20 protein-coding genes are annotated in these 24,465 nt (G+C 75.0%); 8 read left to right on the top strand and 12 right to left on the bottom strand.

From position 1 onward, the window contains the following. Nucleotides 1-202: 202 nt before the first annotated feature. The 5 genes from ABT345_RS18980 to ABT345_RS18960 form a co-directional block, all read right to left on the bottom strand. Nucleotides 203-1,192, bottom strand: a complete 990-nt coding sequence (locus ABT345_RS18980) for a malate dehydrogenase (protein WP_345079686.1) — start codon at nucleotides 1,190-1,192, stop codon at nucleotides 203-205. A gap of 854 nt (nucleotides 1,193-2,046) precedes the next feature. Beyond that, nucleotides 2,047-2,895: a DUF2690 domain-containing protein gene (locus ABT345_RS18975; protein WP_345079683.1), complete on the bottom strand. Its 849-nt coding sequence runs from the start codon at nucleotides 2,893-2,895 to the stop codon at nucleotides 2,047-2,049. 471 nt (nucleotides 2,896-3,366) lie between these two features. Further along, nucleotides 3,367-4,158: a peptidoglycan-binding protein gene (locus ABT345_RS18970; RefSeq protein WP_345079680.1), complete on the bottom strand. Its 792-nt coding sequence runs from the start codon at nucleotides 4,156-4,158 to the stop codon at nucleotides 3,367-3,369. Nucleotides 4,159-4,529: 371 nt separating this feature from the next. Beyond that, nucleotides 4,530-4,958 carry a DUF3017 domain-containing protein gene (locus ABT345_RS18965; RefSeq protein WP_345079678.1) on the bottom strand — a complete coding sequence of 143 codons (429 nt, stop codon included), beginning with the start codon at nucleotides 4,956-4,958 and terminating at the stop codon, nucleotides 4,530-4,532. A 62-nt stretch (nucleotides 4,959-5,020) separates the two neighbouring features. After that, nucleotides 5,021-5,875, bottom strand: coding sequence for a bifunctional methylenetetrahydrofolate dehydrogenase/methenyltetrahydrofolate cyclohydrolase (locus tag ABT345_RS18960; RefSeq protein ID WP_345079675.1), 855 nt, complete (start codon nucleotides 5,873-5,875; stop codon nucleotides 5,021-5,023). A 266-nt stretch (nucleotides 5,876-6,141) separates the two neighbouring features. On the opposite strand from ABT345_RS18960, the gene ABT345_RS18955 reads away from it, so the two are divergent. Next, complete coding sequence (locus ABT345_RS18955; protein ID WP_345079672.1) at nucleotides 6,142-6,891, top strand: RDD family protein; 750 nt, start codon at nucleotides 6,142-6,144, stop codon at nucleotides 6,889-6,891. Between the two features lie 132 nt (nucleotides 6,892-7,023). Then, entirely contained in the window at nucleotides 7,024-7,584 is a 561-nt protein-coding gene (locus ABT345_RS18950) for a hypothetical protein (RefSeq protein ID WP_345079668.1), read from the top strand. A gap of 74 nt (nucleotides 7,585-7,658) precedes the next feature. On the opposite strand, the gene ABT345_RS18945 is transcribed toward ABT345_RS18950, so the two are convergent. After that, nucleotides 7,659-8,525: an SAM-dependent methyltransferase gene (locus ABT345_RS18945; RefSeq protein WP_345079665.1), complete on the bottom strand. Its 867-nt coding sequence runs from the start codon at nucleotides 8,523-8,525 to the stop codon at nucleotides 7,659-7,661. A 208-nt stretch (nucleotides 8,526-8,733) separates the two neighbouring features. Between ABT345_RS18945 and ABT345_RS18940 the strand changes: the two genes are divergently transcribed. The 3 genes from ABT345_RS18940 (at nucleotide 8,734) to ABT345_RS18930 (ending at nucleotide 11,702) form a co-directional block, all read left to right on the top strand. Next, nucleotides 8,734-9,492, top strand: coding sequence for an FHA domain-containing protein (locus ABT345_RS18940; RefSeq protein ID WP_345079662.1), 759 nt, complete (start codon nucleotides 8,734-8,736; stop codon nucleotides 9,490-9,492). After that, entirely contained in the window at nucleotides 9,489-11,045 is a 1,557-nt protein-coding gene (locus tag ABT345_RS18935) for a serine/threonine-protein kinase (RefSeq protein WP_345079659.1), read from the top strand. Before ABT345_RS18940 ends, ABT345_RS18935 begins: the two co-directional genes overlap by 4 nt. Before the next feature lie 93 nt (nucleotides 11,046-11,138). Continuing rightward, entirely contained in the window at nucleotides 11,139-11,702 is a 564-nt protein-coding gene (locus ABT345_RS18930; protein WP_345079656.1) for a peptidase inhibitor family I36 protein, read from the top strand. A gap of 54 nt (nucleotides 11,703-11,756) precedes the next feature. Here ABT345_RS18930 and purH read toward each other — a convergent pair whose 3' ends face one another. Both purH and purN read right to left on the bottom strand, forming a co-directional pair. Next, a complete protein-coding gene (gene purH / locus ABT345_RS18925; protein WP_345079653.1) occupies nucleotides 11,757-13,331 on the bottom strand; it encodes a bifunctional phosphoribosylaminoimidazolecarboxamide formyltransferase/IMP cyclohydrolase in 1,575 nt (524 codons plus the stop codon). After that, nucleotides 13,328-13,984: a phosphoribosylglycinamide formyltransferase gene (gene purN / locus ABT345_RS18920; RefSeq protein ID WP_345079650.1), complete on the bottom strand. Its 657-nt coding sequence runs from the start codon at nucleotides 13,982-13,984 to the stop codon at nucleotides 13,328-13,330. Before purN ends, purH begins: the two co-directional genes overlap by 4 nt. Nucleotides 13,985-14,293: 309 nt before the next feature. On the opposite strand from purN, the gene ABT345_RS18915 reads away from it, so the two are divergent. After that, nucleotides 14,294-15,283 (top strand): hypothetical protein, encoded by a 990-nt coding sequence (locus ABT345_RS18915; protein WP_345079647.1) that lies wholly within the window; start codon nucleotides 14,294-14,296, stop codon nucleotides 15,281-15,283. Nucleotides 15,284-15,387: 104 nt separating this feature from the next. Here ABT345_RS18915 and ABT345_RS18910 read toward each other — a convergent pair whose 3' ends face one another. After that, nucleotides 15,388-17,355 carry a cell division protein PerM gene (locus tag ABT345_RS18910; RefSeq protein ID WP_345079644.1) on the bottom strand — a complete coding sequence of 656 codons (1,968 nt, stop codon included), beginning with the start codon at nucleotides 17,353-17,355 and terminating at the stop codon, nucleotides 15,388-15,390. 300 nt (nucleotides 17,356-17,655) lie between these two features. On the opposite strand from ABT345_RS18910, the gene ABT345_RS18905 reads away from it, so the two are divergent. Continuing rightward, nucleotides 17,656-19,173, top strand: a complete 1,518-nt coding sequence (locus tag ABT345_RS18905) for an RNA polymerase sigma factor (protein ID WP_345079641.1) — start codon at nucleotides 17,656-17,658, stop codon at nucleotides 19,171-19,173. A gap of 100 nt (nucleotides 19,174-19,273) precedes the next feature. Here the strand turns inward: ABT345_RS18905 and sucD are convergent, their stop codons facing one another. Together sucD and sucC are read right to left on the bottom strand one after the other, a co-directional pair. Beyond that, the gene (gene sucD, locus ABT345_RS18900; protein ID WP_345079639.1) at nucleotides 19,274-20,158 is read right to left on the bottom strand and encodes a succinate--CoA ligase subunit alpha; all 885 of its coding nucleotides are present in this window, start codon (nucleotides 20,156-20,158) and stop codon (nucleotides 19,274-19,276) included. Between the two features lie 21 nt (nucleotides 20,159-20,179). Next, on the bottom strand, nucleotides 20,180-21,358 hold the full coding sequence (sucC, locus tag ABT345_RS18895; protein ID WP_345079636.1) for an ADP-forming succinate--CoA ligase subunit beta: 1,179 nt from the start codon (nucleotides 21,356-21,358) through the stop codon (nucleotides 20,180-20,182). A gap of 591 nt (nucleotides 21,359-21,949) precedes the next feature. On the opposite strand from sucC, the gene ABT345_RS18890 reads away from it, so the two are divergent. Beyond that, the gene (locus ABT345_RS18890) at nucleotides 21,950-22,852 is read left to right on the top strand and encodes a peptidoglycan-binding protein (protein WP_345079633.1); all 903 of its coding nucleotides are present in this window, start codon (nucleotides 21,950-21,952) and stop codon (nucleotides 22,850-22,852) included. Nucleotides 22,853-23,102: 250 nt separating this feature from the next. On the opposite strand, the gene ABT345_RS18885 is transcribed toward ABT345_RS18890, so the two are convergent. Then, nucleotides 23,103-24,407, bottom strand: coding sequence for a hypothetical protein (locus ABT345_RS18885; protein ID WP_345079630.1), 1,305 nt, complete (start codon nucleotides 24,405-24,407; stop codon nucleotides 23,103-23,105). Nucleotides 24,408-24,465: the final 58 nt, after the last annotated feature.

The raw sequence follows: 24,465 nt of genomic DNA, 5'->3' as shown, positions 1-24,465 counted from the left end.
GAACCGAGACCCGGGCCCTGAACAGCCCCTCCGCCGCGCGGTCTACGGAGCGGCAGCATAGGGGAGACGGCCGCTTTCCGGCCAGCGTGTTCGCCGCGCGGACGGCGCAACGGCCGGGCCCGCGCGATCCGTTGGGACCGCGCGGGCCCGTGGCCGTGCGCCGGGTGCGTACGCCGGGGCGGTCGGCCACCGGCGGCACGGATCAGAGCAGGCCGAGACCGCGGACGGCGTCGCGCTCCTCCGACAGCTCCTTGACGGAGGCGTCGATGCGCTCACGGGAGAAGTCGTTGATCTCCAGGCCCTGGACGATCTCGTACTTGCCGTCCTTGGTGGTGACCGGGAACGACGAGATGAGGCCCTCGGGGACGCCGTAGGAGCCGTCCGAGGGGATGCCCATGGAGGTCCAGTCGCCGTCGGCGGTGCCGTTGACCCAGGTGTGGACGTGGTCGATGGCGGCGTTGGCGGCGGAGGCGGCGGAGGAGGCGCCACGGGCGTCGATGATCGCCGCACCGCGCTTGGCGACGGTCGGGATGAACTCGTCGGCCAACCACGCCTGGTCGTTCACGGCCTCGGCGGCGTTCTTGCCGGCCACCTCGGCGTGGAAGATGTCGGGGTACTGGGTGGCGGAGTGGTTGCCCCAGATCGTGAGCTTGCGGATCTCGGAGACCGGGGCGCCGGTCTTCTTGGAGAGCTGCGAGAGCGCACGGTTGTGGTCGAGGCGGGTCATCGCGGTGAAGCGCTCACGCGGCACGTCCGGCGCGGCGGCCTGGGCGATGAGGGCGTTGGTGTTGGCCGGGTTGCCGACGACGAGGACCTTGATGTCGTCCGCGGCGTGGTCGTTGATGGCCTTGCCCTGCGGCTTGAAGATGCCGCCGTTGGCCTCCAGCAGGTCGCCGCGCTCCATGCCCTTGGTGCGGGGGCGGGCGCCGACGAGGAGGGCGACGTTGGCGCCGTCGAAGCCGACGTTCGGGTCGTCCGAGATGTCGATGCCGCGGAGCAGCGGGAAGGCACAGTCGTCCAGCTCCATGGCGGTGCCCTCGGCGGCCTTCAGGCCCTGGGGGATCTCCAGCAGGCGCAGCTTGACCGGCACGTCCGCGCCGAGCAGGTGACCGGAGGCGATGCGGAAGAGGAGGGCGTAACCGATCTGGCCGGCGGCGCCGGTGACGGTGACATTGACGGGAGTGCGGGTCATGGCGATCTCCTGCGCGATGTGTTCCGGGGGCAAGCCCCGGTCCACCTTGGGTGGCGGTGGGTGTCTGCCCGTTTTCGAGGTCTCATCGACGACTCTCGACGAGTCTCTTGGTATCGAGAGACCTGTCCGCCAGGCTATCGGACCCCGCCCCGGCCCCGACGACGGGCCGGTGTGGCGCGGCTCACCGGGACGGCGGGAGGGCGGCCGGCCGGGGGTACGCGGCCGGTCCCGGGGTCGTCCCTCCCGGGGTCCGGCCCGCCTCGGCCCGTCCCTTACGGGAACGGTGTAAGCCCGCCTGCTCTGCCCGTAGGGGCGGCGCGGGGCGCGTGGTGCCGGGTGTGCCGCGCCCCGCCCGTACGACGCGGCGGCCGCCCGCTGGAGGAGGGGCGCGGGCGGCCGCCGGGTCGGACACACCCGTGGGGGGTTGCTGTCCGCCTGCCCTGGTTGGACGGTGGCATGCCCCGCGGTACGGGCCGCCCGGGGCCCGTCGGCGATTACCGGCCAGTTCGCCGGGCCCCCGCTCCGCCCCTGCGCACGGCCGCGCACCGCCGGTACCTGGGGAACCTCGGCGGAGGCGCGGGTTCCTGGTGTGGTGTCAGGGGTGCGTGGGTCGGCCGGGATACGGCGGGCGGGCCGGGTGGCGCCGGGGCGGTGGGTGAGCCCGAGGGCGTGACCCTGTCCGGTGGGGCGGGCCCGGGGCGGGTGCGCCGGCGCCGGGCGCGCCCGTACGGAGGGTGGGAGCGCGGCCCATGAGGCGGGCCGCACGGGGCGCTCCCGGGAGAGGCCGGTACCCGTACAGGCCGCCCGGGGCCGAGCGTTCCGCCGTGAGCCCCCGGGAGCGAGGCCCCGCGCCCCTACGCCCCGGATCCGGGCGGCGCCACCGGTACCGGCGTGGCAAGGGGCTGGGCGCACCCCTGGGCGCCCCGGGCGGTGGTGCCGCAGGCGGTGGCCGTGCCGGGGGCACCCGGGACCGTGACCATCGGGGTGGTGGCGGCGCCGCTGCGGCCCGCGGTGGCGCGGGCGCTGTGGCCGTGGGCGCTGACGCTGACCTGGCTGCCGGGGTCGGCGCCCACCATCCGGGCCCAGGCGGCCTCGCAGTCCGCGCTGTAGCGGACCTCGATCAGCACATCGCCCGCCGTGCCCCGGGCGGTGGTGACCGCCTTCGCCGCGCAGCCGGACGTCTCCGGATCGTGCCCCATGCAGCCGTCGGCCGTGCACCGGACGCCCGGCGGCGGAAGGGGGCTCCGCTCCGCCGGCTGCGCGGACGCAGGTGTCCGGGGCGCCGCATCGCTGCTGCCGGGCCGGACCAGCAGCGCCGCGGCGGCCACCAGCAGCAGCGCGCCGCCCGCGCCCGCCGCCAAGGCGGCCCGGCGCCGGCGGCCGGCCCGCGCGCCGTCGCCGGGTGCCCCGGGCGGGCCGTCGCCGCGCTCCGCCCGGCGCCGCCAGGCCGCGGCGGCGTCCTCCCCCATGGCGGCCAGGTGCGCGGCGGGCACCCCGGCGGCCCGGGCGAGGGCGGCGAGCGCGGCGCGCGGCGGGGGCTGCCGCCCGTCGAGGTAGCGCACCCAGTCGGCGCGCGGCGTACCGGTCCGCTCCGCGACGTCGGACACGCTCAGCCCGCCGCGGTCCACCACACCGCGCAACTGCCGGACGAACTCCCTGATCTCCGGCTCCAGTTCCTCCGGAAGCGCCCGCCAGCGCGGCATGCCGTCCCCTCTCCCCGCAGGCGTGCGTCACGCCTGCGGTCGCCGTCCGTCCCCGGGCCGCCCACCGGCACCGGCCAACCCTCAGATCCCCCGCCCCATCGAACCAGGCCCGTCCGTTCCCCACGCACGCCCCCGGCGCTCACGGCCGCCCCGCGCGCCGCTCCCCCACGGGCTCCCCATGGGCCGCGCCCCTCCGCAACCCGGCCGCCCGGCAGGCCACTTCGGCCCCCTTACGGGATCCGGCCCCGGCCGGCGGATCCCCGCGGGCCCGGCCGCGCTCCCGCGGCAGGGCGAGACCGGGACCGGCCCTTGCCGAAGGGCCCGGCGCCGCACCGGACGCGGCGCCGGACCCCTCCAGGCGCACCGTCCGGCGGCGCACCGCAGGCGCCCCCGCCGATGCGCCGTCCTCGGGCGCCGCCCCGCCCCGGCGCTCCCGGTGGCCGCGGTCCGGCGCGGCGCGCGGGCCGCCGCTCACCGGCGCAGCGCCCCCCAGGTGTCCGGCCCGACGACGCCGTCCGGAGCCAGTCCCGACGCCCGCTGGAACGCGCGGGCCGCCCGCTTGGTCCGGGGGCCGTAGACGCCGTCGGCGGCGCCCGGTTCGTAGCCGCGGTGGCGCAGCAGGCACTGCGCCTCGACGACCTCCCAGCCGGTGCTGCCGACGTCCAGCAGCCGGACCTCGGTACGGCTGTGCCCGGCGTGCAGGAAGCCGCCGCTGCGGGTCACCGCGCAGCCGCGCTCCTGCCCGCGGCGGACGGTGAACACGCCCTGCGCCACATCGGCCGGCTCCGGGCCCAGCCAGGGGCGGCCGGCCAGCAGTCCGGCGACGAACGTGGCCAGCACCACGCCGCCCAGCACCCCGACCACCTTGGGCCGGACGCCGCCGTCGCCGCCGTCCTCGCCGCCGTCGGCCGGCTGCGGCGCCCCGGGGCGGGGCAGTTGGGCGGGCACCCCGGGGTGGCCCGGCGTCCCGTAGCGGGCGACCGGCCGCGCGCGCCGCTCCTCCCACGCCTCGGCGGCCGACCGCCACAGCATCAACAGCCCCACGGGATCCGCCCCGCACAGCCGCGCCAGCTCCTCGACGGCGTCGCGCGGCGGCAGCTTCTCGGCGTTGAGGTAGCTCTCCCAGGACGCGCGGCTGTACGGGGTCCGCGCCGCGAGGGTGGAGAGGCTCACCCCGCTGTGGTCCTTCAGCATCCGTATCCGTGCCGCGAGTTGTCGCACCCGCTGGTCCGGAGGGACGGGCAGTTCCTGCCAACGCGCCATGTTCACCCCACAGGCATGCGGTGTCTCCCGGCAAGGAGGCGCCTCCATCTCCCTACAAATAGCAAGATTTCCGCTCCGGGTGAGCGGCGGAAACGGGGGCGGTGAGGCCTTCCCGGCGCGTTCGGGGCCCCACGCGCCCGCGCTCCGCGCTCCCTCCCCGGCCCCACGCCCGCCCCGAGGCACGCCCGCCCCCGGCGCCCCAGCAGGCGGACCGGGTCACCGCCCGGAGGCACCGGCCCGGCCCCCGGCCACCGCCCGTTACGTACGGACTGATGGACGGCGCCCCGGGCCCGATGCGGGCCGCACGCACAACGACAGGCCGCCTCCCCCAAGGGAAAGGCGGCCTGTCGGCAGCGGCTCGGCTGCGGCGCCTACCGCACCGTGAGATGCACCAGATCGTCGAGGAACGGCAGGTGCAGCCACGGCTTGGGCTGCACCATCAGGGCCAGGATCACGATCACGAAGCCCAGGACGCCGTACGTCAGGATGTCCGTGAAGCGGGAGCGGACCGCCAGCATGCCGACCGAGGGCAGCGACCAGCGGAGCGCGGCGCCGCCCAGCAGGGCCAGGCCGATCACGATCGCGCCGAGCCGGAAGACGTCCACCGCGACGAGCAGCAGCCCGAGGCCGACGCCGCCCATGACCGCGAGCAGCGGCCACTGGCGGGCCGGTGCCGGGGCGTCGCCCGGTGCCGCCCGGCCGCCGCCCTGCGGGCGTGCGGTGTCCCTCGTCAGCTGCGGGAAGCGGCGCGTCAGGCGCCGGATCCCGGACGCGCCGTCCGGATGCGCTGCATCGCCCATGGCCGCCCGTCCTTCCGTGTTCATCGTCGTGCCGTCCGTCGTCCTCGGTCGTGGGTGGCCGGTCAGCCGGCCAGGCGCTCGGCCGCCTCGACGACGTTGACCAGCAGCTGGGCGCGGGTCATCGGGCCGACGCCGCCCGGGTTCGGGGCGACCCAGCCGGCCACCTCGGCGACGCCGGGGTGCACATCGCCGACGATCTTGCCGTTCTCGTCCCGGCTGACGCCGACGTCGAGGACGGCCGCGCCCGGCTTGACGTCCTCGGGCTTGACGAGGTGCGGCACGCCGGCGGCGGCGACGATGATGTCCGCCTGCTTGAGGTGCGCGGACAGGTCGCGGGTGCCGGTGTGGCACTGCGTGACCGTGGCGTTCTCCGACTTGCGGGTGAGCACCAGCGGCATCGGGCGCCCGATGGTGATACCGCGGCCGACCACGACGACGTGCGCGCCGTTGATCTGCACGCCGTGGCGGCGCAGCAGCTCCACGATGCCGTACGGGGTGCAGGGCAGCGGGCCGGTCTCGCCGAGGACGAGCTTGCCCAGGCTCATCGGGTGCAGGCCGTCGGCGTCCTTGGCCGGGTCCATCAGCTCAAGGACGCGGTTGGTGTCGATGCCCTTGGGGAGCGGCAGTTGGACGATGTAGCCGGTGCACTCGGGGTTGTCGTTCAGCTCCCGGACGACCGCCTCGATCTCCTCCTGGGTGGCGCTCGCGGGCAGCTCACGCTGGAGGGAGGCGATGCCGACCTGCGCGCAGTCGCGGTGCTTGCCGTTGACGTACCAGCGGCTGCCGGGGTCGTCGCCGACCAGGACGGTGCCGAGACCGGGCTGCACGCCCTTGGCCTTCAGCGCTTCCACCCGCTCGGTCAGTTCGGACTTGATCGCGGCGGCGGTGGCCTTGCCATCGAGAATCTGGGCGCTCATACCCCCATCCTCCCGGATGGAGGCGGTCGCGTTCCAATCAGGGCCCGCCGCTGCCGGTCAGGGCCGGTCGATGCCCGAAAAACGGAATTTGATCATTGCACTTGCACAACACCTTCCCGCCGCGACTGGACAACGTTCATCGACAGCTAGAAGGATTGTCGGCCAGTGCCGCAGGCACCATCGGGGGCAAGCCAAGTGAAACAACCTGTATTCCTCCGAGGTCGCACCGCGTCGTCCCCCACTGACCCAACGGAGGAAAACACCACATGAGCTTCGGCGACCCCAACAACCCGTACGGCCAGCAGCCGCAGCAGCCGCCGCAGGCGCCGTACGGCCAGCAGCCGCCGGTCCCGCCGCAGGGCGGCCAGCCCGGTTACGGCTACCCCCAGCAGCAGCCCGCCGCTCCCCAGCAGCCCTACGGCTACCCCCAGCAGCAGGCGGCGCCGCAGCCGGGCTACGGCTACCCGCAGCAGGGCGGCTACCCCCAGCAGGGCGGGATGCCCGGCATGCCCACGGGCTACGCGAGCTGGGGCGCCCGCGTCGGCGCGACCCTGATCGACGGCCTGATCATCGGCGTCCTGCCGATGATCCTCTACATCATCGGGATCATCGTCGCCGCCTCGTCGGCCAGCTCGACCCAGTCGGACATCAACAGCTGTGCGCCGGGCGACAGCCAGTGCGTCAACGACGCCCTCAACTCCACGTCCTCCGGCGCCCCGGTGTTCGCCCTGATCCTGTTCGCCCTCGCGGGCCTGATCTCGCTGGCCGGTGGCATCTTCCTGATCGTCAAGGAAGGCAGCACCGGTCAGACGCCCGGCAAGAAGGCGCTGAACATCCGGGTCGTCAGCGAGGCCACCGGCCAGCCGCTGGGCTTCGGCATGGCCCTGCTCCGGAAGATCTGCCACGCCGTGGACGGTCCGCTGTGCGGTCTGGGCTACTGGTGGCCGCTGTGGGACGAGAAGTCCCAGACCTTCGCCGACAAGATCGTCAGCTCGGTCGTCGTCAAGACCCAGTGAGCCGGTGCGGGGCCGCTCCCCCGCGTCGCCCCGAAGGCCCTCGCCGCCCCGCGGCCGGGGCCTTCGCGGCGCCTTGGGACCCGGCCACCGCGCCCCGGACCATCCGGCCCTCCCGCCTGAAGGACAGCGCCCGTGAGTTACCCGAACCAGAACCCCTACAGCCAGCCGCCCGTCCCCCAGCCCGGCTACGGCCCCCCTCAGCCGCCCGCCCCCTACGGGCCCTACCCGGGCGGCGGGATGCCGCCGGGGATGCCGCCGGGCGGGGTGCCCGGGCCGCAGCTCACCGGCATGCCCGGCGGGCTGAAGGCCGCCCGGGTGCTGCTGTTCGTGCTCGCCGGGCTGAACCTCATCGGGCTGTGCCTGGCGGTGACCGGGCTCGGCGCGGTGAGCAAGGCGGCGAAGGACGCCATCACGGACGACAACCACGCCGCGGCCAACGTCGGCAAGGGCCTGCTGATCGTCCTGATCGTGTTCATCGCGATCTTCACCGTGCTGGCCGTCGTGCTGGCGCTGCAGTTCGCGAGCGGTGGCAACGGCGTCCGGGTCGGCGCCGCCGTCTTCGGCGCGGCGACGCTGGTCGTCAGCTTCTTCGTCTTCCCCTTCGGCCTGATCCACTCCGTGCTGGGCGTCATGATCATCGCCTTCAGCTCGAAGGAGGACGCCAAGGCCTGGTTCAACCGCCCGCGCTACTGACGCGCCGCCGCTCCCCGCAGGCCCCCTCCCACCGGTACGGGAGGGGGCCTGCGGGCTGTCCGGGGGCGCACTCGTCAGGGCCTGCGGAGGAGGAACACCGCGTGCCCGAGGTGGTCGCGGTTGAAGCTGCGCAGCAGCGGCATCGACGCGTCCAGCCGCGCCGTCGCCTCGGCGCCGAGGCGGTCCAGCACCTCGTCGTGCCGATCGCGGTAGAGAAGGGCCATCACCTCACCGGTCATGGCCATGTTGGCGTTGTCGTCGATGACCTGCTCCATCTCCCATCCGGCGCCCTCGGCCATCGCCAGCACCTCGGCCACCGTCACCAGCGGCGCGCTGATCCACATCCCGTGGTGCGCCGCCAGCTGCTCACGGCTGGGCCTGCCCCGCAGGGTGAACTCCGTCAGCAGCAGCCGGCCGCCCGGCCGCAGGACGCGGCGGGCCTCGGCCAGCGCGCGGGGCCGGTCGTGCATATGGCACAGCGAGTCCACGGCCAGCGCCGCCCCGAAACTTCCGTCCCTGTACGGCAGGTTCATCGCGTCACCGTGGTCGAACGTGACCCGGTCGGTGAGTGCGGCCTCCCGCGCCCGGTCGGCGCACTCGGCGGCCTGCGTACGGCTGATGGTGATGCCGGTGACGCGCGCCCCGGTGCGCCGGGCGATGCGCAGGGCCGGGCCCCCGGTGCCGCAGCCGATGTCGAGGACATGGGTGTCCGCGTCCGGCGCGAGGAGCCGGGTGTACCAGTCGGTCTGGCGGTCCATGGCCCGGTCCGACAGCTCCGGCAGATCGCGGACGGGCGCCGGCGCGCCGGGCTCGCTCCACTGCCCGATGTGCAGGGCGGTACGGCCGAAGATCAGGGGGAACAGCGGGCCCAGCTCGTCGTAGCTGGCGCCGACCTCTTCCGGCGTCGGCGGCCTGGTCGGAGACGATGCGGTGTGCGTCACGTCGGCAGGGTAGGGGCTCGTGGCGCCGGGGCGCGGCATCCTCGGGCCGGTCGGCGGGAACCTCGACCGAATGGGCGGACGTGGACGACCCGGACATCCCGTCCGGCCGCCCCACCCTGACCGTTCGTCACACTTTTGCGCGACGGGGAGAGGGCGATCTCCCTCCGCCGCTACCCTGCCCCTGGCGTTCTCGGGGGAAGGAATGACCGTGCACAGCATCATCGTCGTGCCCGCGCACAGCACCGGACCGGCCTCGCAGCTCCGTCTCGCACCCGGCGAATCCCTGACCTTCGGCCGCCGCACCACCGGCCCCGACCCGGCCCGCCATCTCCCGCTCGCCCACGGCGGCGTCTCCCGTACGGCCGGCCGGATCACCGCCACCGGCACGTACTGGACGATCGGCAACCTCAGCGCGCGCCAGACGTACGTCGTGGAGAACCCGGAGGGCGCCGGGGAGCACATCAAGATCGCGCCGGGCCGGCTCGATGCGCCGGTGCCGTTCGAGTTCTCCCGCGTGGTGCTGCCCGCCGCCGGTGATCTGCTGAGCTTCGAGGTCTGGGCGCCGCGCCACGACTACGCGGACCCGGCGGCGCCGGACGGATCCGACGGCGAACCGGCCGCCGAACTCACCGCCCCGGCCTTCCCGCTGGACCGCACCAAGCGGTACTTCCAGGTCCTCGCCGCGCTCTGCGAGCCGCGGCTGCGCGGCGCCCCGCACGCGCCGCTGCCGACCGTCGAGCAGATCACCGCGCGGCTGCGCCCGGTGTGGCCGGCCGCGGGCCGCGCCGCCGTCCAGTGGAACGTCGACTATCTCGCCGTCAAACTCCGCCTCAAACAACCGCCGGAGGCGGCCGGCGGCGGGCCGCGGCTCAACGGCAAGAAGGAGAGCCTGGTCTCGCTCGCGCTGCGCTTCAACCTCGTCGACGAGGACGATCTGGCGGTCCTGGACGGGCGGACCGCGGCATGACGGAGCGCGCCGGGCACACCGTCACGGTCCCGGTGGGCTACCGCATCGGCCGCTGGACGGTCCGCGAACCGCTCGCCTCCGGCGCGTTCGGCAGCGTCTACGCCGCCCGCCGCACCGGCCCCGGCGACGGCCTGCCGGACACCGCGGCGCTGAAGTTCCTGCCCACCGGCACCCGCACCCCGCGCCAGCTGCGCCACCTCCAGGACCTGGCCCGCCGTGAGCTGGACGTCCACCGCAGGCTGCAACGGCCGCGCCTGATCAGGATGTTCGAGACGCTGACCGTCGACGATCCGCGGCGCCCGGCGCTGGACGGCGCGACCGTGCTCGTCCTGGAGCGCGCCGAGGGGTCCGTCGAGGATCTGCTGCGGCGCTCGGCCCCCGGGCCGGTGCCCGCGGCGCCCGCGCTGCTCGCGCAGGTCTGCGAGGGGCTGTCCCAGCTCCACCACGCGGGCTGGGTGCACGGCGACCTCAAGCCCGCCAACGTCCTGCTGATGCCGCCGGACACCGACGGCGGCGGGCCGGACGCCGTCTGCGTACGGCTGGGCGACTTCAATCTCGCCGCCGAGATGGACGGCACCCACGCCTACGCCCCGGCGTTCGCCACGCCCGACTACACCCCGCCCGAGCTGCTGTGGTCGGAGGTCTCCGCGCACGGCCGGCAGATCCGCCCGACCGCCGACATCTGGGCCTTCGGCGTCCTCGCCCATCTGCTGCTGACCGGCGTCCCGCCGCTGCCCGGCGGCTCCCCGGCCGCCCGCCGCGACGCCCTGCTGCGGTACGCCCGCGGCACCGAGGAGCTACGCCTCTCGCCGCAGCTGCCGGACGGCTGGCGGGAGATCGTCACCGACTGCCTGGCCCGCGACCACGCCGCCCGCGCCGCGCACGACGCCGCCACGCTGCTGCGCCGCGTCGAGGCGGCCGCGGGCACCGGCCCCTCGCCGCGCCTGCCCCGGCTGCGCCCGCGCCGCGTCCGCCCGCGCGTCTGGGTGGCCGCGGCCATCGCCCTCGCGGCACTCGGCGGCGGGCTCTACACCTTGCGCGACGCCCCGCCGGACCCGGCGGCGTACGGCGCGGCCGAACTCCGCACCGACCGCGGCATCCCGGTCGCCTACCGCAAGCTGATCGTCGACGCGGCGCACTCCTGCGACAGCTCCGAGGTCAGCAGCCCCCTGATCGCCGCCCTGCTGAGGACGGAGTCCGGTTTCGACCCGAACCTCTCCGACCCCGCGGCCAACGAGTACGGCATCGCCCGCTGGACCCCGTCCGTCCTCTACTACTGGCTGCCGCCCGACCGGCGTCCCCGAGGCGGCGAGCGCGCGATGAAGCCGCCGTTCCCGCCGGAGGTGTCCATCCCGGCGGTGGGGCGGTATCTGTGCGACATCTCGCGGTCTCTGTCGGCGGACGTCAAAGGGGATCGGCGGCCGGCGATGGCGGCGGCGTACCGGACGTCGGTCCAGAAGGTGAACGAGGCGGGCGGTGTCCTCCCCAAGGAGAAGCCGTACGCGGACGAGGTCGCGCGGCACCTCAAGGAGTACACGCCGGCGGCGACTTGAGCACCCTCGCAGGTCCGAGGTTCCCGGCGGCGGGCGGCCCCGGGATGGTGTGAGGGTGCCATCACGGGGGTGGCACGGAGAGGGGAAGAACCCATGCGATCGATCCGCAGGACCGTCGCCGCCGCCGCGCTCGCCGGCGGCATCGCGCTCACCGGCCTCGCCCAAACCGCGCAGGCCGAGAGCGGCTCCGCCCACGGCGCGCTCGCCGCGTACCAGGGCCGCACCATCGATCTGGCCAAGGGCTGGCAGGGCGCCGAGGCCTGCGCGGTGTTCGCGGCGGACGACATCCGCTGCTACGCCACCACGGCCGCCGCCGACAAGGCCACCGGCTACCGGGCGTCCACCGACCCGCTGCGGCAGAACGCCCGGGCCGGTGCCGCGTCCATCCCGGCGTGCGCCAACGGCTGGGTGTGCCTGTACCAGTACTCGCACGGCGGCGGCCGCCGGATGATCTTCAACGACGACTACTGGGACGACTTGGACAACTACGGCTTCGACAACCGCACCTCGTCCTGGCGCAACAACCAGAAGAAGGGCGACCGGGCCTGGCTGGCCCAGTACCGCGGCGGGAAGGGAACGCAGATCAACCTCAGCGCCCCCGGGTACGCCGCGACCCTCGGCTCGTTCGACAACAAGGCCAGCTCCGTCCAGGGCTGAGCGCACGCGGGCCGCGCATCCCACGGAGGATGCGCGGCCCGTCCGGGTCCCGGCTCAGTGGAAGAAGTGCCGCGTCCCCGTGAAGTACATCGTCACGCCCGCCTTCCTGGCGGCCTCGACGACCTGCTCGTCGCGGATCGAACCGCCGGGCTGTGCCACGGCCTTGACGCCCGCCTCGGCCAGCACCTCGAAGCCGTCGGGGAAGGGGAAGAACGCGTCGGAGGCGGCGTACGCGCCCCGCGCCCGCTCCTCGCCCGCGCGCTGCACGGCGAGCTTGGCGGAGTCGACGCGGTTGACCTGGCCCATGCCGACGCCGACGGTGGCGCCGTCCTTGGCGAGCAGGATCGCGTTGGACTTCACCGCCCGCCCGGCGCGCCAGGCGAAGGCCAGCTCGGCCAGTTCGTCCTCGGCCAGCGCCTCGCCGGCGGCCAGCGTCCAGTTGGCCGGGTCGTCGCCGTCGGCCTGGAGGCAGTCGGTGACCTGGAGGAGCGCGCCGCCGTCGATCGGCTTGACCTCGACGGACGCCCCCGGGGCGCCGAGCACCCGCAGCACCCGGATGTTCTTCTTCTTGGTCAGCGCCTCCAGCGCGCCGTCCTCGTAGCCGGGCGCCACGATGACCTCGGTGAAGATCTCCGCGACCTGCTCGGCCATCGCCTTGCTGACCGGGCGGTTGACGGCGATGACGCCGCCGAACGCGGAGAGCGGGTCGCACTCGTGGGCCTTGCGGTGCGCCTCGGCGACGTCCGCGCCGATCGCGATGCCGCAGGGGTTGGCGTGCTTGATGATCGCCACGCACGGCTCGTCGTGGTCGTACGCGGCACGGCGCGCGGCGTCCGTGTCGGTGAAGTTGTTGTACGACATCTCCTTGCCGTGCAGTTGCTCGGCGTCGGCGAGGCCGCCCGGCGTGGCCGGGTCGAGGTAGAGCGCGGCGCCCTGGTGCGGGTTCTCGCCGTAGCGCAGGACGTTCTTGCGCTCCAGGGCGGAGCCGAGGAAGTCGGGGAAGCCGGAGTCGTCGGCGGCGGCGTAGTCGGCGGCGAACCAGGAGGCGACGGCCACGTCGTAGGCGGCGGTGTGCTGGAACGCCTCGGCGGCGAGCCGCTTGCGGGCGGTGAGGTCGAAGCCGCCCTGGGCCGCGGCTTCGAGGACCTCGCCGTAGCGGGCGGGGTTGACGACGACGGCGACCGACGGGTGGTTCTTGGCGGCGGCGCGGACCATCGAGGGGCCGCCGATGTCGATCTGCTCGACGCACTCGTCGGGGGTGGCGCCGGAGGCGACGGTCTCCCGGAACGGGTAGAGGTTGACGATCACCAGGTCGAACGGCTCGACGCCGAGGTCGGCCAGCTGCTTTTGGTGCTCGGTCAGCCGCAGGTCGGCGAGGATGCCCGCGTGCACCTTGGGGTGCAGCGTCTTGACCCGGCCGTCCAGGCACTCGGGGAAGCCGGTCAGCTCCTCGACCTTGGTGACCGGCACACCGGCGGCGGCGATCCTCCCGGCGGTCGAGCCGGTCGACACCAGCTGGACACCGGCCGCGTGCAGCCCCTGCGCCAGCTCCTCCAGGCCGGACTTGTCGTAGACGCTGACCAGCGCCCGGCGGATCGGTCGCTTGCTGTCTTCGGCGGTGGCGGTCAAGAGATACGTACCTTTCGTCCCTCAATGCGGTAGCCGTGACGGGCCAGACGCCCCACGACCTCGACGAGCAGAGTGCGCTCGACTTCCTTGATGCGCTCGTGCAGCGCGGCTTCGTCGTCCTCGTCCCGGACCTCCACCACGCCCTGCGCGATGATCGGCCCGGTGTCGACGCCTTCGTCGACGAAGTGGACGGTGCACCCGGTGACCTTCGCGCCGTACGCGAGCGCGTCGCGGACGCCGTGGGCCCCGGGAAAACTGGGCAGCAGGGCGGGGTGGGTGTTGACCACCCGGCCGCCGAAGCGGGCCAGGAACGCGGGGCCGAGGATCTTCATGAACCCGGCGGAGACGACGAGGTCCGGTGCGTGGGCGGCGGTGGCGGCGGTGAGCGCGGCGTCCCACTCGGCGCGCGAGGCGTGGTCGCGGACCTTGCAGACGAAGGTCGGCAGCCCGGCGCGCTCGGCGCGCTCCAGACCGGCGATGTTCTCGCGGTCGGCGCCGACGGCGACGATCTGCGCGCCGTACTCGGCGGGCCCCGCCTCCTCGACGGCGTCCAGCAGCGCCTGGAGGTTGGTGCCGGAGCCGGAGACGAGAACGACGAGCCGGACCGGGGACGCCTCGGCGTCCGGGCGGCGCGGGGGGAGAAGGGGATCCACGGTGGGGGTCTTTCTCGCGGGGTGCTGCTGCGGTGCGGTGGGCGTGGGTGCTGCGGGCCGGTGCCCGCACCGCCCGACGACCTTGTCCGGCGTTTGTGCGGTCGTACGAAGCCATGGGTCGCGTGAATACGGGGAACCCTACGAAGGCGCCGACCGTCAGCAACGATACCGGCACACCGCGCGGCCCCCACGGGACGGGGGCGGGCACGGGAGGTAGCGTCAGGCGCAGGAACGCATGTAGTTCGTGGTGCTCGTCCCCCCGGCCCCGGGCCGGAAGGGCGGCCGAGACAAAGGGAAGACTCACTCCAGATGCCGGACCGACGCCGCCGCGCGGCCCCCCTCCTCCCGCTGCCCGCGACGTCCCCCGGGACGGCCCGCCTGCCGGGAGAGGGCATCCCCTCCGCCGCCGTTGCCTCCTCCGCCCCGTTCTCCCTGCGGTCCCCCGGCGGCGGCCTCGCGCTGCGGTCGGAGGAGCCCGGGAGGTCCGGGAACGGCACGGAGCCGGGGTCCGGTACGGGCTCGGGGTCCGACGACGGCTCCGGTACGGGATCGGGCACGGGCTCCGGCTCCGGCTCCGGTCAGGAGGAGCGCAATCCCTTCGCGCCGCCGCCCGAGGGCGCTCCGGACCAGGAGTGGCGCCCGCGCCGCCGGGCCGGGCAGGACGGCTCCCAGGGCTCGCACCCCGAGGGCGGTCAGGGCGAGGAGGGGCCGCCGGCCTGGGGCAGCCAGTGGAGCAGCCGGCAGCCGGGCCGGCAGAGCGGCGGCTTCGGCAACCGCCCCGGGCGCCCCACCGGACAGACCGGCCCCGAGGGGCGCCCCGGCGGACTGCGCTGGGACCCGACCGACCCGGCGCAGCGGCGCGCCCGTTACGCGCTGCTCGCCGGCATGTGGGCGTTCTTCTTCGCCCTCTTCAGCCTCCCGGAGGTGGCGCTGCTGCTCGGCGCGCTCGCCCTCTACTGGGGGATCAGCTCGCTGCGCGCCAAGCCGCGCGCCGGGAAGCCGTCCGCCGCTGCGACGACGGCGGCCATGGAGGGCCGCCCGACGCCGTCCGCCGCCCCCTCCGGAACCGGCCCGGCCGCGCCGTCCGCCGGCCGGCGGCCGCAGACCACGGCGGCGGTCAGCGGTCTGGTCGCGGCGTCCTTGGCGTTGCTGATGGTGGCGGCGACGTTCTTCGTGAAGCTCGCCTACCGCGACTACTTCACCTGCGTCGACGACGCCCTGACCCGCGCCTCCGCCAAGTCCTGCGAAAAGCTGCTCCCGAAGGAGTTCCGCCCGCTGCTGGGCTCCCAGGAGGAGTAGCCGGGGCGGTGACCTGATCGCCCGCGCCGGGGCGGTGCCCCGGTCGCCCCGGGTGCCCGGGAGCGCTTCGAGCCCCCTGACGTGCCGCCGGATCCGCGGCCGCGTCAGGGGGCTCGCCGGTTCTCCGGCGCCGGGGCGGCCGCGGCGGGGCTCCCGGCCGGCACGGCCGGCGCCGTCGGACCGCACTCTTCCCGCTGCTCCGGCGGCTCCCCGTCCGAGTGGGCCCGCGGCTCGGCCCACCGCGCCGGGCTGCTCCCGTCCTCGTGCCAGGGGTCGAACCGGTGCAGGAGGATGTCGAGCCCGTACTCGTCACAGGACTCCTGGTCACGGCCCTGCCGCCCGGCGCCCGCCCCCGCGGCCCCGGCCGCCATCCGCTCGGCCTTCGCGGCCTTGCGCTCCGCCTTCGCCGCCTTCCGCTCCGCCCGTGCGGCCTTGCGCTCCGCCTTCACGGCCTTCCGGTCCGGCTTCGCGGTCTCCTGGTCCGGCTTCGTCGCCTCACGGTCCGGCTTCGCGGTCTCATGCGCCTCCGCCGCGGCTCCCCGCTCCGCCTTCGCCCTCTCCCCCTCCAACTTCTCCGATCTCTCCGTCTTCTCCGATCTCTCCGCCTTCCGCGCCGCGCGCCGGGCCTTGCGTCCGGGCCGCCGGGTCTCGTCCGGGCCGTCCTTCGCACCGCCGTCCGTACGGCGGGACCGGCGCTCGCCGGCGGGCGCGTGCGCCTCGTCACCGGCGTACGCCCCGGAGGGCGCCGGCACCGCGCCGGTCGCCTCCCGGTCCCGCTTCCGCTGGGAGTGGAGGCGGCAGGCGCGCAGCAGGAGGGCGCACGGGAGGCCCGTCAGGGCGGTCCAGGCGGTGGCGGCGAGGCCGGTGAGCCACCAGGCCGGGCCGAACAGCGCCAGGCTCCCGGTGCCCAGGGCGCCGCCCGCCAGCGCGGCGAGCAGCGCCGTCATGGCGCCGCAGGTCCCGGCCGCGAGGGCGGCCACGCCCAGGGTGGTCCGGCGCCGCCAGGGCCCTCCGGCGTCCGGCCGCGCCGCGGCATGGGCCACGTATCGGCCGAGCAGCACCCCCGCCAGGAGCGGCCCGGCCGCGACGGACCAGGTCAGCGGCGTGCCGGGGCCGGGTTCCGGGAGGGCGGCGAGGAGCGGGAAGCGCGGGAGGGCGGGCGGTGCCGAGGTGCCCAGCGGGCCCGCGAGGGCGCCCGCGCCCGCGGTGAAGCCGGGCCCCAGGGCGTATGCGGCGCCCCAGACGGCCGCGTTCGGCAGGAGGGCGAGGCAGAGCAGCAGCACGGTGCCGCGGCCGACCCAGTCGGGGGCGAGGACGAGGAGGTCGTGCCGGGCGGCCCCGGCGTGCCGGACCAGTCCTACGAGGGTGAGCGCCGCGCCGCAGCCGAGCAGCGCGAGGGTGGCGGCGGTCGCCGCCCGGCGCACGGCCGCGCTCCGCGCGCCTCCCGGAGCGATCCGCGCGCCCGGCGGCAGCGCCTCGTCCCGCCCGTGCTCGTACCAGACGCTGAGGGCGAGCGTGCCGGCGACGACGGCGGGGATCCAGAGCGCGGCGCCGAGCGGGTCCACGCGCAGCGGGCCCGTCGAGGCGTAGGCGACCACACCGGCGGTGACCAGCAGGTATCCGGCGAGCAGGGGCGCCAGCCGGGCGGCCGTCGAGGTGTTGGGGGAGTCCGGCGCGGCGGTGTGGCGGCCGTCGCCGTCCGGGGCGTCGAGGAGGTGGCGGGCGGCCCGGTGGAGCAGCCAGACGGGCAGCGCGCCGAACAGCAGCGGGGTGAGCGCCACCGGGGCCGGTGCGCCGGAGAGCGTGACGGTGCGGACCAGGTCGGCGCCGTGCGCCAGGAGCCACAGGTCGGCGGCGAGGTGCAGGGCCTCCGACGGGTCGCCGCCGGGGTAGGGCGAGGCGACCCACACCAGGAGCACCGCGACGGTGACCGCGCCGAGGCCGAGCCCGGCGGCCGTCATTCCGCCGAAGAGGGCCGCGCCGGTCTCGGACGGGCCGCGCGCGGACGGGCCGAGCGCGGCGGGGCGCTCGCGCGGGAACGTTCCGGGGCCACGGTCGGTCAGCTGGCTCACGGCGCCATGCTGCCAACAACACCCGATTCATCCGCGTAGTGACCAAATGATCGACGTGTCGCACATGATCCGCTTATTCGGTTTTTCACACTGTCTTGTGTTCCGGATGTTCCCCCGACCTCACGACCTCCCAACCTCCCGATCCCTCAATCCCTCCATCCCCAAATCTCTCCATCCCCCGATCCTTCGTCCCCTCGATCCCTTGCCCGCCCCCGAGGCCACTTCGCCCGGCGACCGACCCCCTTGTGCACCACGTACCGCGTACCGCCCGGAGCGCCCGGGACGCGTGGAGAGGACGGCATGAGTCACCGCAACCAACAGCAACCGGACCGACCGGACCCGGAGCGCCACCCACGGCACCCCCCGGCACGGGGGAACACCACCCCGCCGACACCCGCGCCCGGCGCCGGGCCGGCGGAACGGGATCCGGGGCCCGCCCCCGAGCCGCACGGCACCGAGCCGCACGGCACCGGACCGGTCCCCGGCGCCGACCGCCGCCCCGGGCCCGATCCCGACCTCGACGACACCGCCGAGCTGCCGATCCTCACCGGCGACCCGGCGGACACCATGGAGTTCCCGGTCATCACCATCACCCCGCCCCGGCCCGGCGTCCGCACCGGCCCGGGTCCGGGCCCGGTGCAGGACCCCGGCGCCGCCGCCGTCGCCGCGTTCGACGCCCTGTACGCGCGCCATGCCGAGCCGCTGATCCGGCAGGCGTATCTGCTCACCGGGCGGCCCCGGCGCGCGCAGGAGGCGGTCGAGCGGGCGTTCCGGCTGGCGTGGCAGCGGTGGCCCGAGGTGGCCGTGGACCGCGATCCGGTCAGCTGGGTGCGGGCCGCCGCCCACGAGTACGCGCTGTCGCCGTGGCACGGGCTGCGCGCCGGCACCCGGACGGCGGAGCGGCCGACGCCCACCGCGCCCGCGCCGCCGCCCGCCGACCCCGGCGACCGGGCACTGCTGGGCGCCCTGCTGGAGCTGCCCGCCCCCTACCGGCGGGCGCTGGTGCTGCACGACGGCGTCGGGCTCGGGCTGCGCGCGACCGCCGCCGAGGTGGAGGCCAGCACCCGGGCGGCGGCCGGGCGGCTGACCCACGCGCGGTCGACGGTCGCGGAGCGGCTGCCCGAGCTGGAGCTGTCCGCCCGGTCCCCGGAGCGGCAGGGCGCGATCCTGCACGACCGGCTCGCCGCGCTCGCCGCCGCCCAGCCGGTGGCGCCGCCCGCCCCCGAGGCGGTGCGCGGTGGCAGCGATCTGAGCGTGCGCCGGCTGACCTACGGCGCGCTCGGACTGTCCGGTCTGCTCGCCGCCACCACGGTGTTCGCCCTGGTCACCGCCGTATGGCACGACCAGCCCGCGCCCCCGCCGCACCCCCGGGCGTCCATCCCCGCCCGCCCCGCCACGGACCCGAGCACCCACCGGCCCCCCGACGACGCCGCCGAGGCCCCGCACGGCAGCCCGGCGCCCGATGCCTCCGCCGACGGCCCGGACGCCTACGGGGACGCCCCGCCCGCCCGGGACGGCGAGGGCGTAGGCGCGGTGGACGACGACGGCGACGGCAAGCCCGTCCGCCCCTCCCCCGCGCCCGGCGGCCACCCCGGCCCGCCACCGGCCCCGGGCCCCGCGCCCTCCGCCGCCCCACAGAGGGACGCCCCGCCCCCGCCACCCGGACCGGCCGCGTCCGCGGCGGCGCCACCGCCCGCGCCCGCCCCGGCCCCGCCGCAAGCGGCCGCACCGGTACCGGCCACCCCCGGATCCGCCGCACCCCGCGCCGTCCCGCCCCCGGCGGCCCATCCGTCCCCGCCGGGCCCGTCGCCCCGCTGACGGGAAACCACACCGGGCCGCTCGCCCCGCTGACCGGAAAACGACACCGGGCCCGCACCCCCGAAGGGGTACGGGCCCGGTGTCACCGGAAGGACTGCCGTCAGCCGACGAGGATCTCGCGGGCCAGGCGGGCGGTCTCCGAGGGGGTCTTGCCGACCTTGACGCCGGCGGCCTCCAGGGCCTCCTTCTTCGCCTGGGCGGTGCCGGAGGAGCCGGAGACGATGGCGCCGGCGTGGCCCATGGTCTTGCCCTCGGGCGCGGTGAAGCCCGCGACGTAGCCGACGACCGGCTTGGTGACGTTGGCCTTGATGAAGTCGGCCGCACGCTCCTCGGCGTCGCCGCCGATCTCACCGATCATGACGATCAGCTCGGTCTCCGGGTCGGCCTCGAAGGCCTCCAGAGCGTCGATGTGGGTGGTGCCGATGACCGGGTCGCCACCGATGCCGACGGCCGAGGTGAAGCCGATGTCACGCAGCTCGTACATCATCTGGTAGGTCAGCGTGCCGGACTTCGACACCAGACCGATCTTGCCGGGCTTGGTGATGTCGCCCGGGATGATGCCGGCGTTGGACTGGCCGGGGGTGATCAGACCGGGGCAGTTCGGACCGATGATCCGGGTCTTGTTGCCCTTGGTCTTGGCGTGCGCCCAGAAGGCGGCGGAGTCGTGGACCGCGATGCCCTCGGTGATCACGACGGCGAGACCGATCTCGGCGTCGATCGCCTCGACGACGGCGGCCTTCGCGAACTTCGGCGGCACGAAGATGACGGAGACGTCGGCGCCGGTCTGCTCCATCGCCTCGGCGACGGTGCCGAAGACGGGCACCTCGGTGCCGTCGAAGTCGACCTTCTCGCCGGCCTTGCGGGGGTTCACGCCGCCGACGATGTTGGTGCCGTCACCGAGCATGAGCTTGGTGTGCTTCATGCCGGTGGCGCCGGTCATCCCCTGGACGATGACCTTGCTGTCCTTGGTGAGGAAGATAGCCATGGTGGTGTCTGACCTCGTCCCTTACTTCGCAGCCGCGAGCTCGGCGGCCTTGTCGGCCGCGCCGTCCATGGTGTCCACGCGCTGCACCAGCGGGTGGTTGGCGTCGCTGAGGATCTTGCGACCCAGCTCCGCGTTGTTGCCGTCGAGGCGCACGACCAGCGGCTTGCTGACGTTCTCACCCTTGGACTTCAGCAGCTCCAGGGCCTGGACGATGCCGTTGGCGACCTCGTCACAGGCGGTGATGCCACCGAAGACGTTGACGAAGACGGACTTGACGTCCGGGTCGCCGAGGATGATCTCCAGGCCGTTCGCCATGACCTCGGCGGAGGCGCCGCCACCGATGTCGAGGAAGTTGGCGGGCTTGACGCCACCGTGGTTCTCACCGGCGTAGGCGACGACGTCCAGGGTCGACATGACCAGACCGGCACCGTTACCGATGATGCCGACCTCGCCCTCGAGCTTGACGTAGTTCAGGCCCTTGGCCTTGGCGGCGGCCTCCAGCGGGTTCGCCGCGGCCTTGTCCTCCAGGGCCTCGTGCTCCGGCTGGCGGAACTCGGCGTTGGCGTCCAGGGACACCTTGCCGTCGAGGGCGAGCACGTCACCGGAGGCGACCTTGGCCAGCGGGTTGACCTCGACGAGGAGCGCGTCCTCGGCGACGAAGGTCTTCCAGAGGGTGACCAGGACGTCGGCGACCTTGTCGGCGACCTCGGCCGGGAACTGCGCCGCGGCGACGATCTCCTGGGCCTTCTCCTTGGTGACGCCCTCGTTGGCGTCGACCGGGATCTTGGCGAGCTTCTCGGGCGTGGTCGCCGCGACCTCTTCGATGTCCATGCCACCGGCGACGGAGGCCATGGCCAGGAAGGTGCGGTTGGTCCGGTCGAGGAGGTACGAGACGTAGTACTCCTCGGCGATCTCGGGAGCGGTCTCCGCGATCATCACCTTGTGGACCGTGTGGCCCTTGATGTCCATGCCGAGGATGTTGGTCGCGTGCTCGACCGCCTCGTCGGGGGTGGCGGCCAGCTTGACGCCACCGGCCTTGCCGCGGCCGCCGACCTTCACCTGCGCCTTGACGACCGACTTGCCGCCCAGACGCTCGGTCGCCTCGCGGGCTGCCTCAGGCGTGTCGATGACTTCACCGGCCAGCACCGGTACACCGTGCTTGGCGAAGAGGTCCCTCGCCTGGTACTCGAACAGGTCCACGCGCGTCCGTCCCTTGTCTTCTCAGAATCGCCGTAGTGATCGCGGGTCGTTCTCTGCGATGGGCGTGCCGCGAAGGGCAACGTGACGGCGCTGTCACAGGGGAGGCGTACACGGTGACCGAATACGCGGCATGTCCGTCTCGCAGGTTATCGCCGCAGGCGGTGCGGCCCTAAATCACAGCTCACGCCGGAGCGGTGATTACGGTCACAGAATCCCAGGCAGCGCCCGTACGGAGGCCTGGGACCGGCGGTTTTTCCCCCGCCCGGCCCCGTCACTGTGGAACGCCTCACGTCACCGCCCGAACGGCCCCCGCCACGGATTCCGCACCACATTCCGGCCACCGAGCGCGCTCCCGCTCGGGCCGCGGCCCGAGCGCCCGGCGCACGCTCCCGCCCGGGCGCCGGACCGCGCACCACTCCCCGGTGCACTACCCGCCGCCCGCCTGGGTACAAGGGGAGTGCCCGGCCCGGGGCCGGGTGCCCGCACCGTCCGGCCGCCCGCGGACCGGCCGGCGCGCGGCTGCCGGAACCGGCCCTCGCACCGCGGTGCGGCGGCCCGGCGACGGCCACATCCACTGCATGGGGGAGATCGATGGCGACACCGCTGACCGCATCCGACCTGCTCAAGGCGTTGCGCGACGAGGGTCTTACCGTCCACGAGGTGCGCGACTGGCGCACCCACAACCGCAACGCGAAGGGCGCCTGGGGCCCGCTCAACGGCGTGATGATCCACCACACCGCCACCAAGGGCACCGACGACTCCGTCGCCCTCTGCTACGAGGGCCGGTCGGATCTGCCCGGACCGCTGTGCCACGGGGTGATCGACAAGAAGGGGGAGGTCCACCTCGTCGGCAACGGCCGCGCCAACCACGCCGGGCCCGGCGACGGCGACGTGCTGCGCGCCGTCGTCCGCGAGAGCGCGCTGCCGCACGACAACGCCGCCGACACCGACGGCAATCCGCACTTCTACGGCTTCGAGTGCATCAACCTCGGCGACGGCGACGACCCGTGGCCCGAGGAGCAGATCCGGGCGATCGTCCGGGCATCGGCGGCGCTCTGCCGCGCCCACGGCTGGGGCGAGCGCTCCGTCATCGGCCATCTGGAGTGGCAGCCGGGGAAGGTCGACCCGCGCGGCTTCTCCATGGACACGCTGCGCTCCCTCATCCGCGCCCGCCTCGCCCTGCCGGCCCACGCCGGGGACGCGGAGGACGGCGGGGAGAGCGAGGACGGCGGCGGGCGGCCCGCGTCCTACGAGCCGTTCCCCGGGCCGGACTTCTTCCGGTCCGGCACCAGCAGCGCGATCGTCACCGCGATGGGCGAACGCCTGGTCGCGGAGGGCTGCGGCCGCTACCAGCAGGGCCCGGGCCCGCGGTGGACCGACGCGGACCGCGACTCGTACGCCGCCTGGCAGCGGAAACTGGGCTTCGACGGCGACGACGCGGACGGCATCCCGGGCCGGGCGAGCTGGGACCGGCTGAAGGTTCCCGCTTCGTAGCACCGATTCGCGGCACCGGCGGCCCGGGGACGTAGCACCGCTTCGTGGCGCCGGCGGCCCGGGGACGGGCCCGGCGGCGGCGTCCGGTGGCAGGACCCCTCCCCGGGCCCGTTCGCGCATCCGGGGCCGGGCCGGCAGCGGCCCGGCCCCGGACATGACGATGCCGGGTGGCCCTCCCCCACAGAGGGCCACCCGGCTGTTCATGACGCGATGTCACCCGCGCAGGGGGAGCATCGCGGTGTTACCGCCGTCAGACGCCCTGGGCCGGGAGCGCAGGGACGGCGGGGACGCCCGGGACCGAGGGCACGGCGTCACCGGCGGGCACACCGGGGACCGACGGCACACCGGCCGGGATGCCCGGAACGGAGGGCACGGAAGGCACGGAAGGCACGCCCGGGACGGCGGGAACGGACGGGACGCCCGGCAGCGCCGGGATGTTGGCCGGGTCGGTCAGGTCGGCGGGCACGGTGCCGGCGGGCAGCAGCGTCACGACGACGTGCTGCACGGCGGCCGGGTTCACCCCGTCGACGGTCCGCGCGGCGGCCGGGAGGACGAGGGCCGTCGCACCGTCGACGACGGAGCCGGCGGCACCGGGCAGCGCGGGCTTACCGGGGAGCGCCGGGACGGCGGGAACGGCCGGCACGGTCGAGGCGGCCGGAACGGCCGGGATCGCGGGAACGCCCGGGACCCCCGGGACGCCCGGGACCTTGGGCAGCCCCGGCTTCGCGGGCAGCGCCGGCACGGACGGCACCTGGCCGGTCAGCCGGGTGAGGTCGGCGAGGCCGACCGGAGCGGTGAGGCTCGCCGGGTCGGCCAGACCGGTCAGGCCGGTGAGCTGCGCCGGGTCGGCCAGGTCGGTGAGCTGCGCCGGGTCCGCCAGGGCGGTGAGCTGGGCCGGGTCGGCCAGGCTGGTGAGGTTGACCGGGTCGCCCAGGCCGGTGCCGGGGACGGCGCGGTTCAGGTCCTCCTGGAGACGCCCGTACTGGTCGCCCTTGGCGATCGAGGCGTGGATCCCGCCCAGGGCGTTGAGCACCGGGCCCAGACCACCGGTGACGGGCAGCGCGTCCGTCGCGGGCAGCGCCGGAACCTCGGGAACACCCGGGGTGGCGGGCAGCGCCGGGACGGCCGGAACGGTGGTCAGGTCCGAGGCGGCCGGCACGCCGGGCAGCGCGGGAAGCGCGGGAACGCCCGGGGTGGCGGGCAGGTCCGAGGCGGCCGGCACGCCCGGGGTGGCGGGCAGCGCGGGGATCGAGCGCTGGGCCTTCTTCGCCGCCTTAGACAGGTCGGCCGGGACGCCGTGCTGCGCGGGAAGGGCGTGCCCGGCCTTCTTCACGGCCTTCTTCGCCGCCTTCGTCAGACCGGCCGGGAGGTCCTTCCCGGCGGGAACGGCGGGAACGGTGTCCGACACCTTCTTCCCCGCGTCGGTCAGCGAGCCGACGGCGGGCAGGTCCGAAGTGCCGGGCAGTTCGGCGGCGTTGGCGGAGACGGATCCGAGGGCCAGCAGGCCGGTGGCGGTGGCGACGACGGCGATGGAACGGCGGATGGCGATACGCATGTGAAAGGTCCTTCGAATTCAGGGGTGTGACGGGCAGACCTGTGCCGCCCCCGCGCGG

The organism is Streptomyces sp. NPDC000404, assembly GCF_040300365.1.
Taxonomy (GTDB): Bacteria; Actinomycetota; Actinomycetes; order Streptomycetales; family Streptomycetaceae; genus Streptomyces; species Streptomyces ramulosus.
The sequence above is the reverse complement of the archived record's forward strand: the minus strand, read 5'-3'. Positions and strand labels throughout refer to the sequence as shown.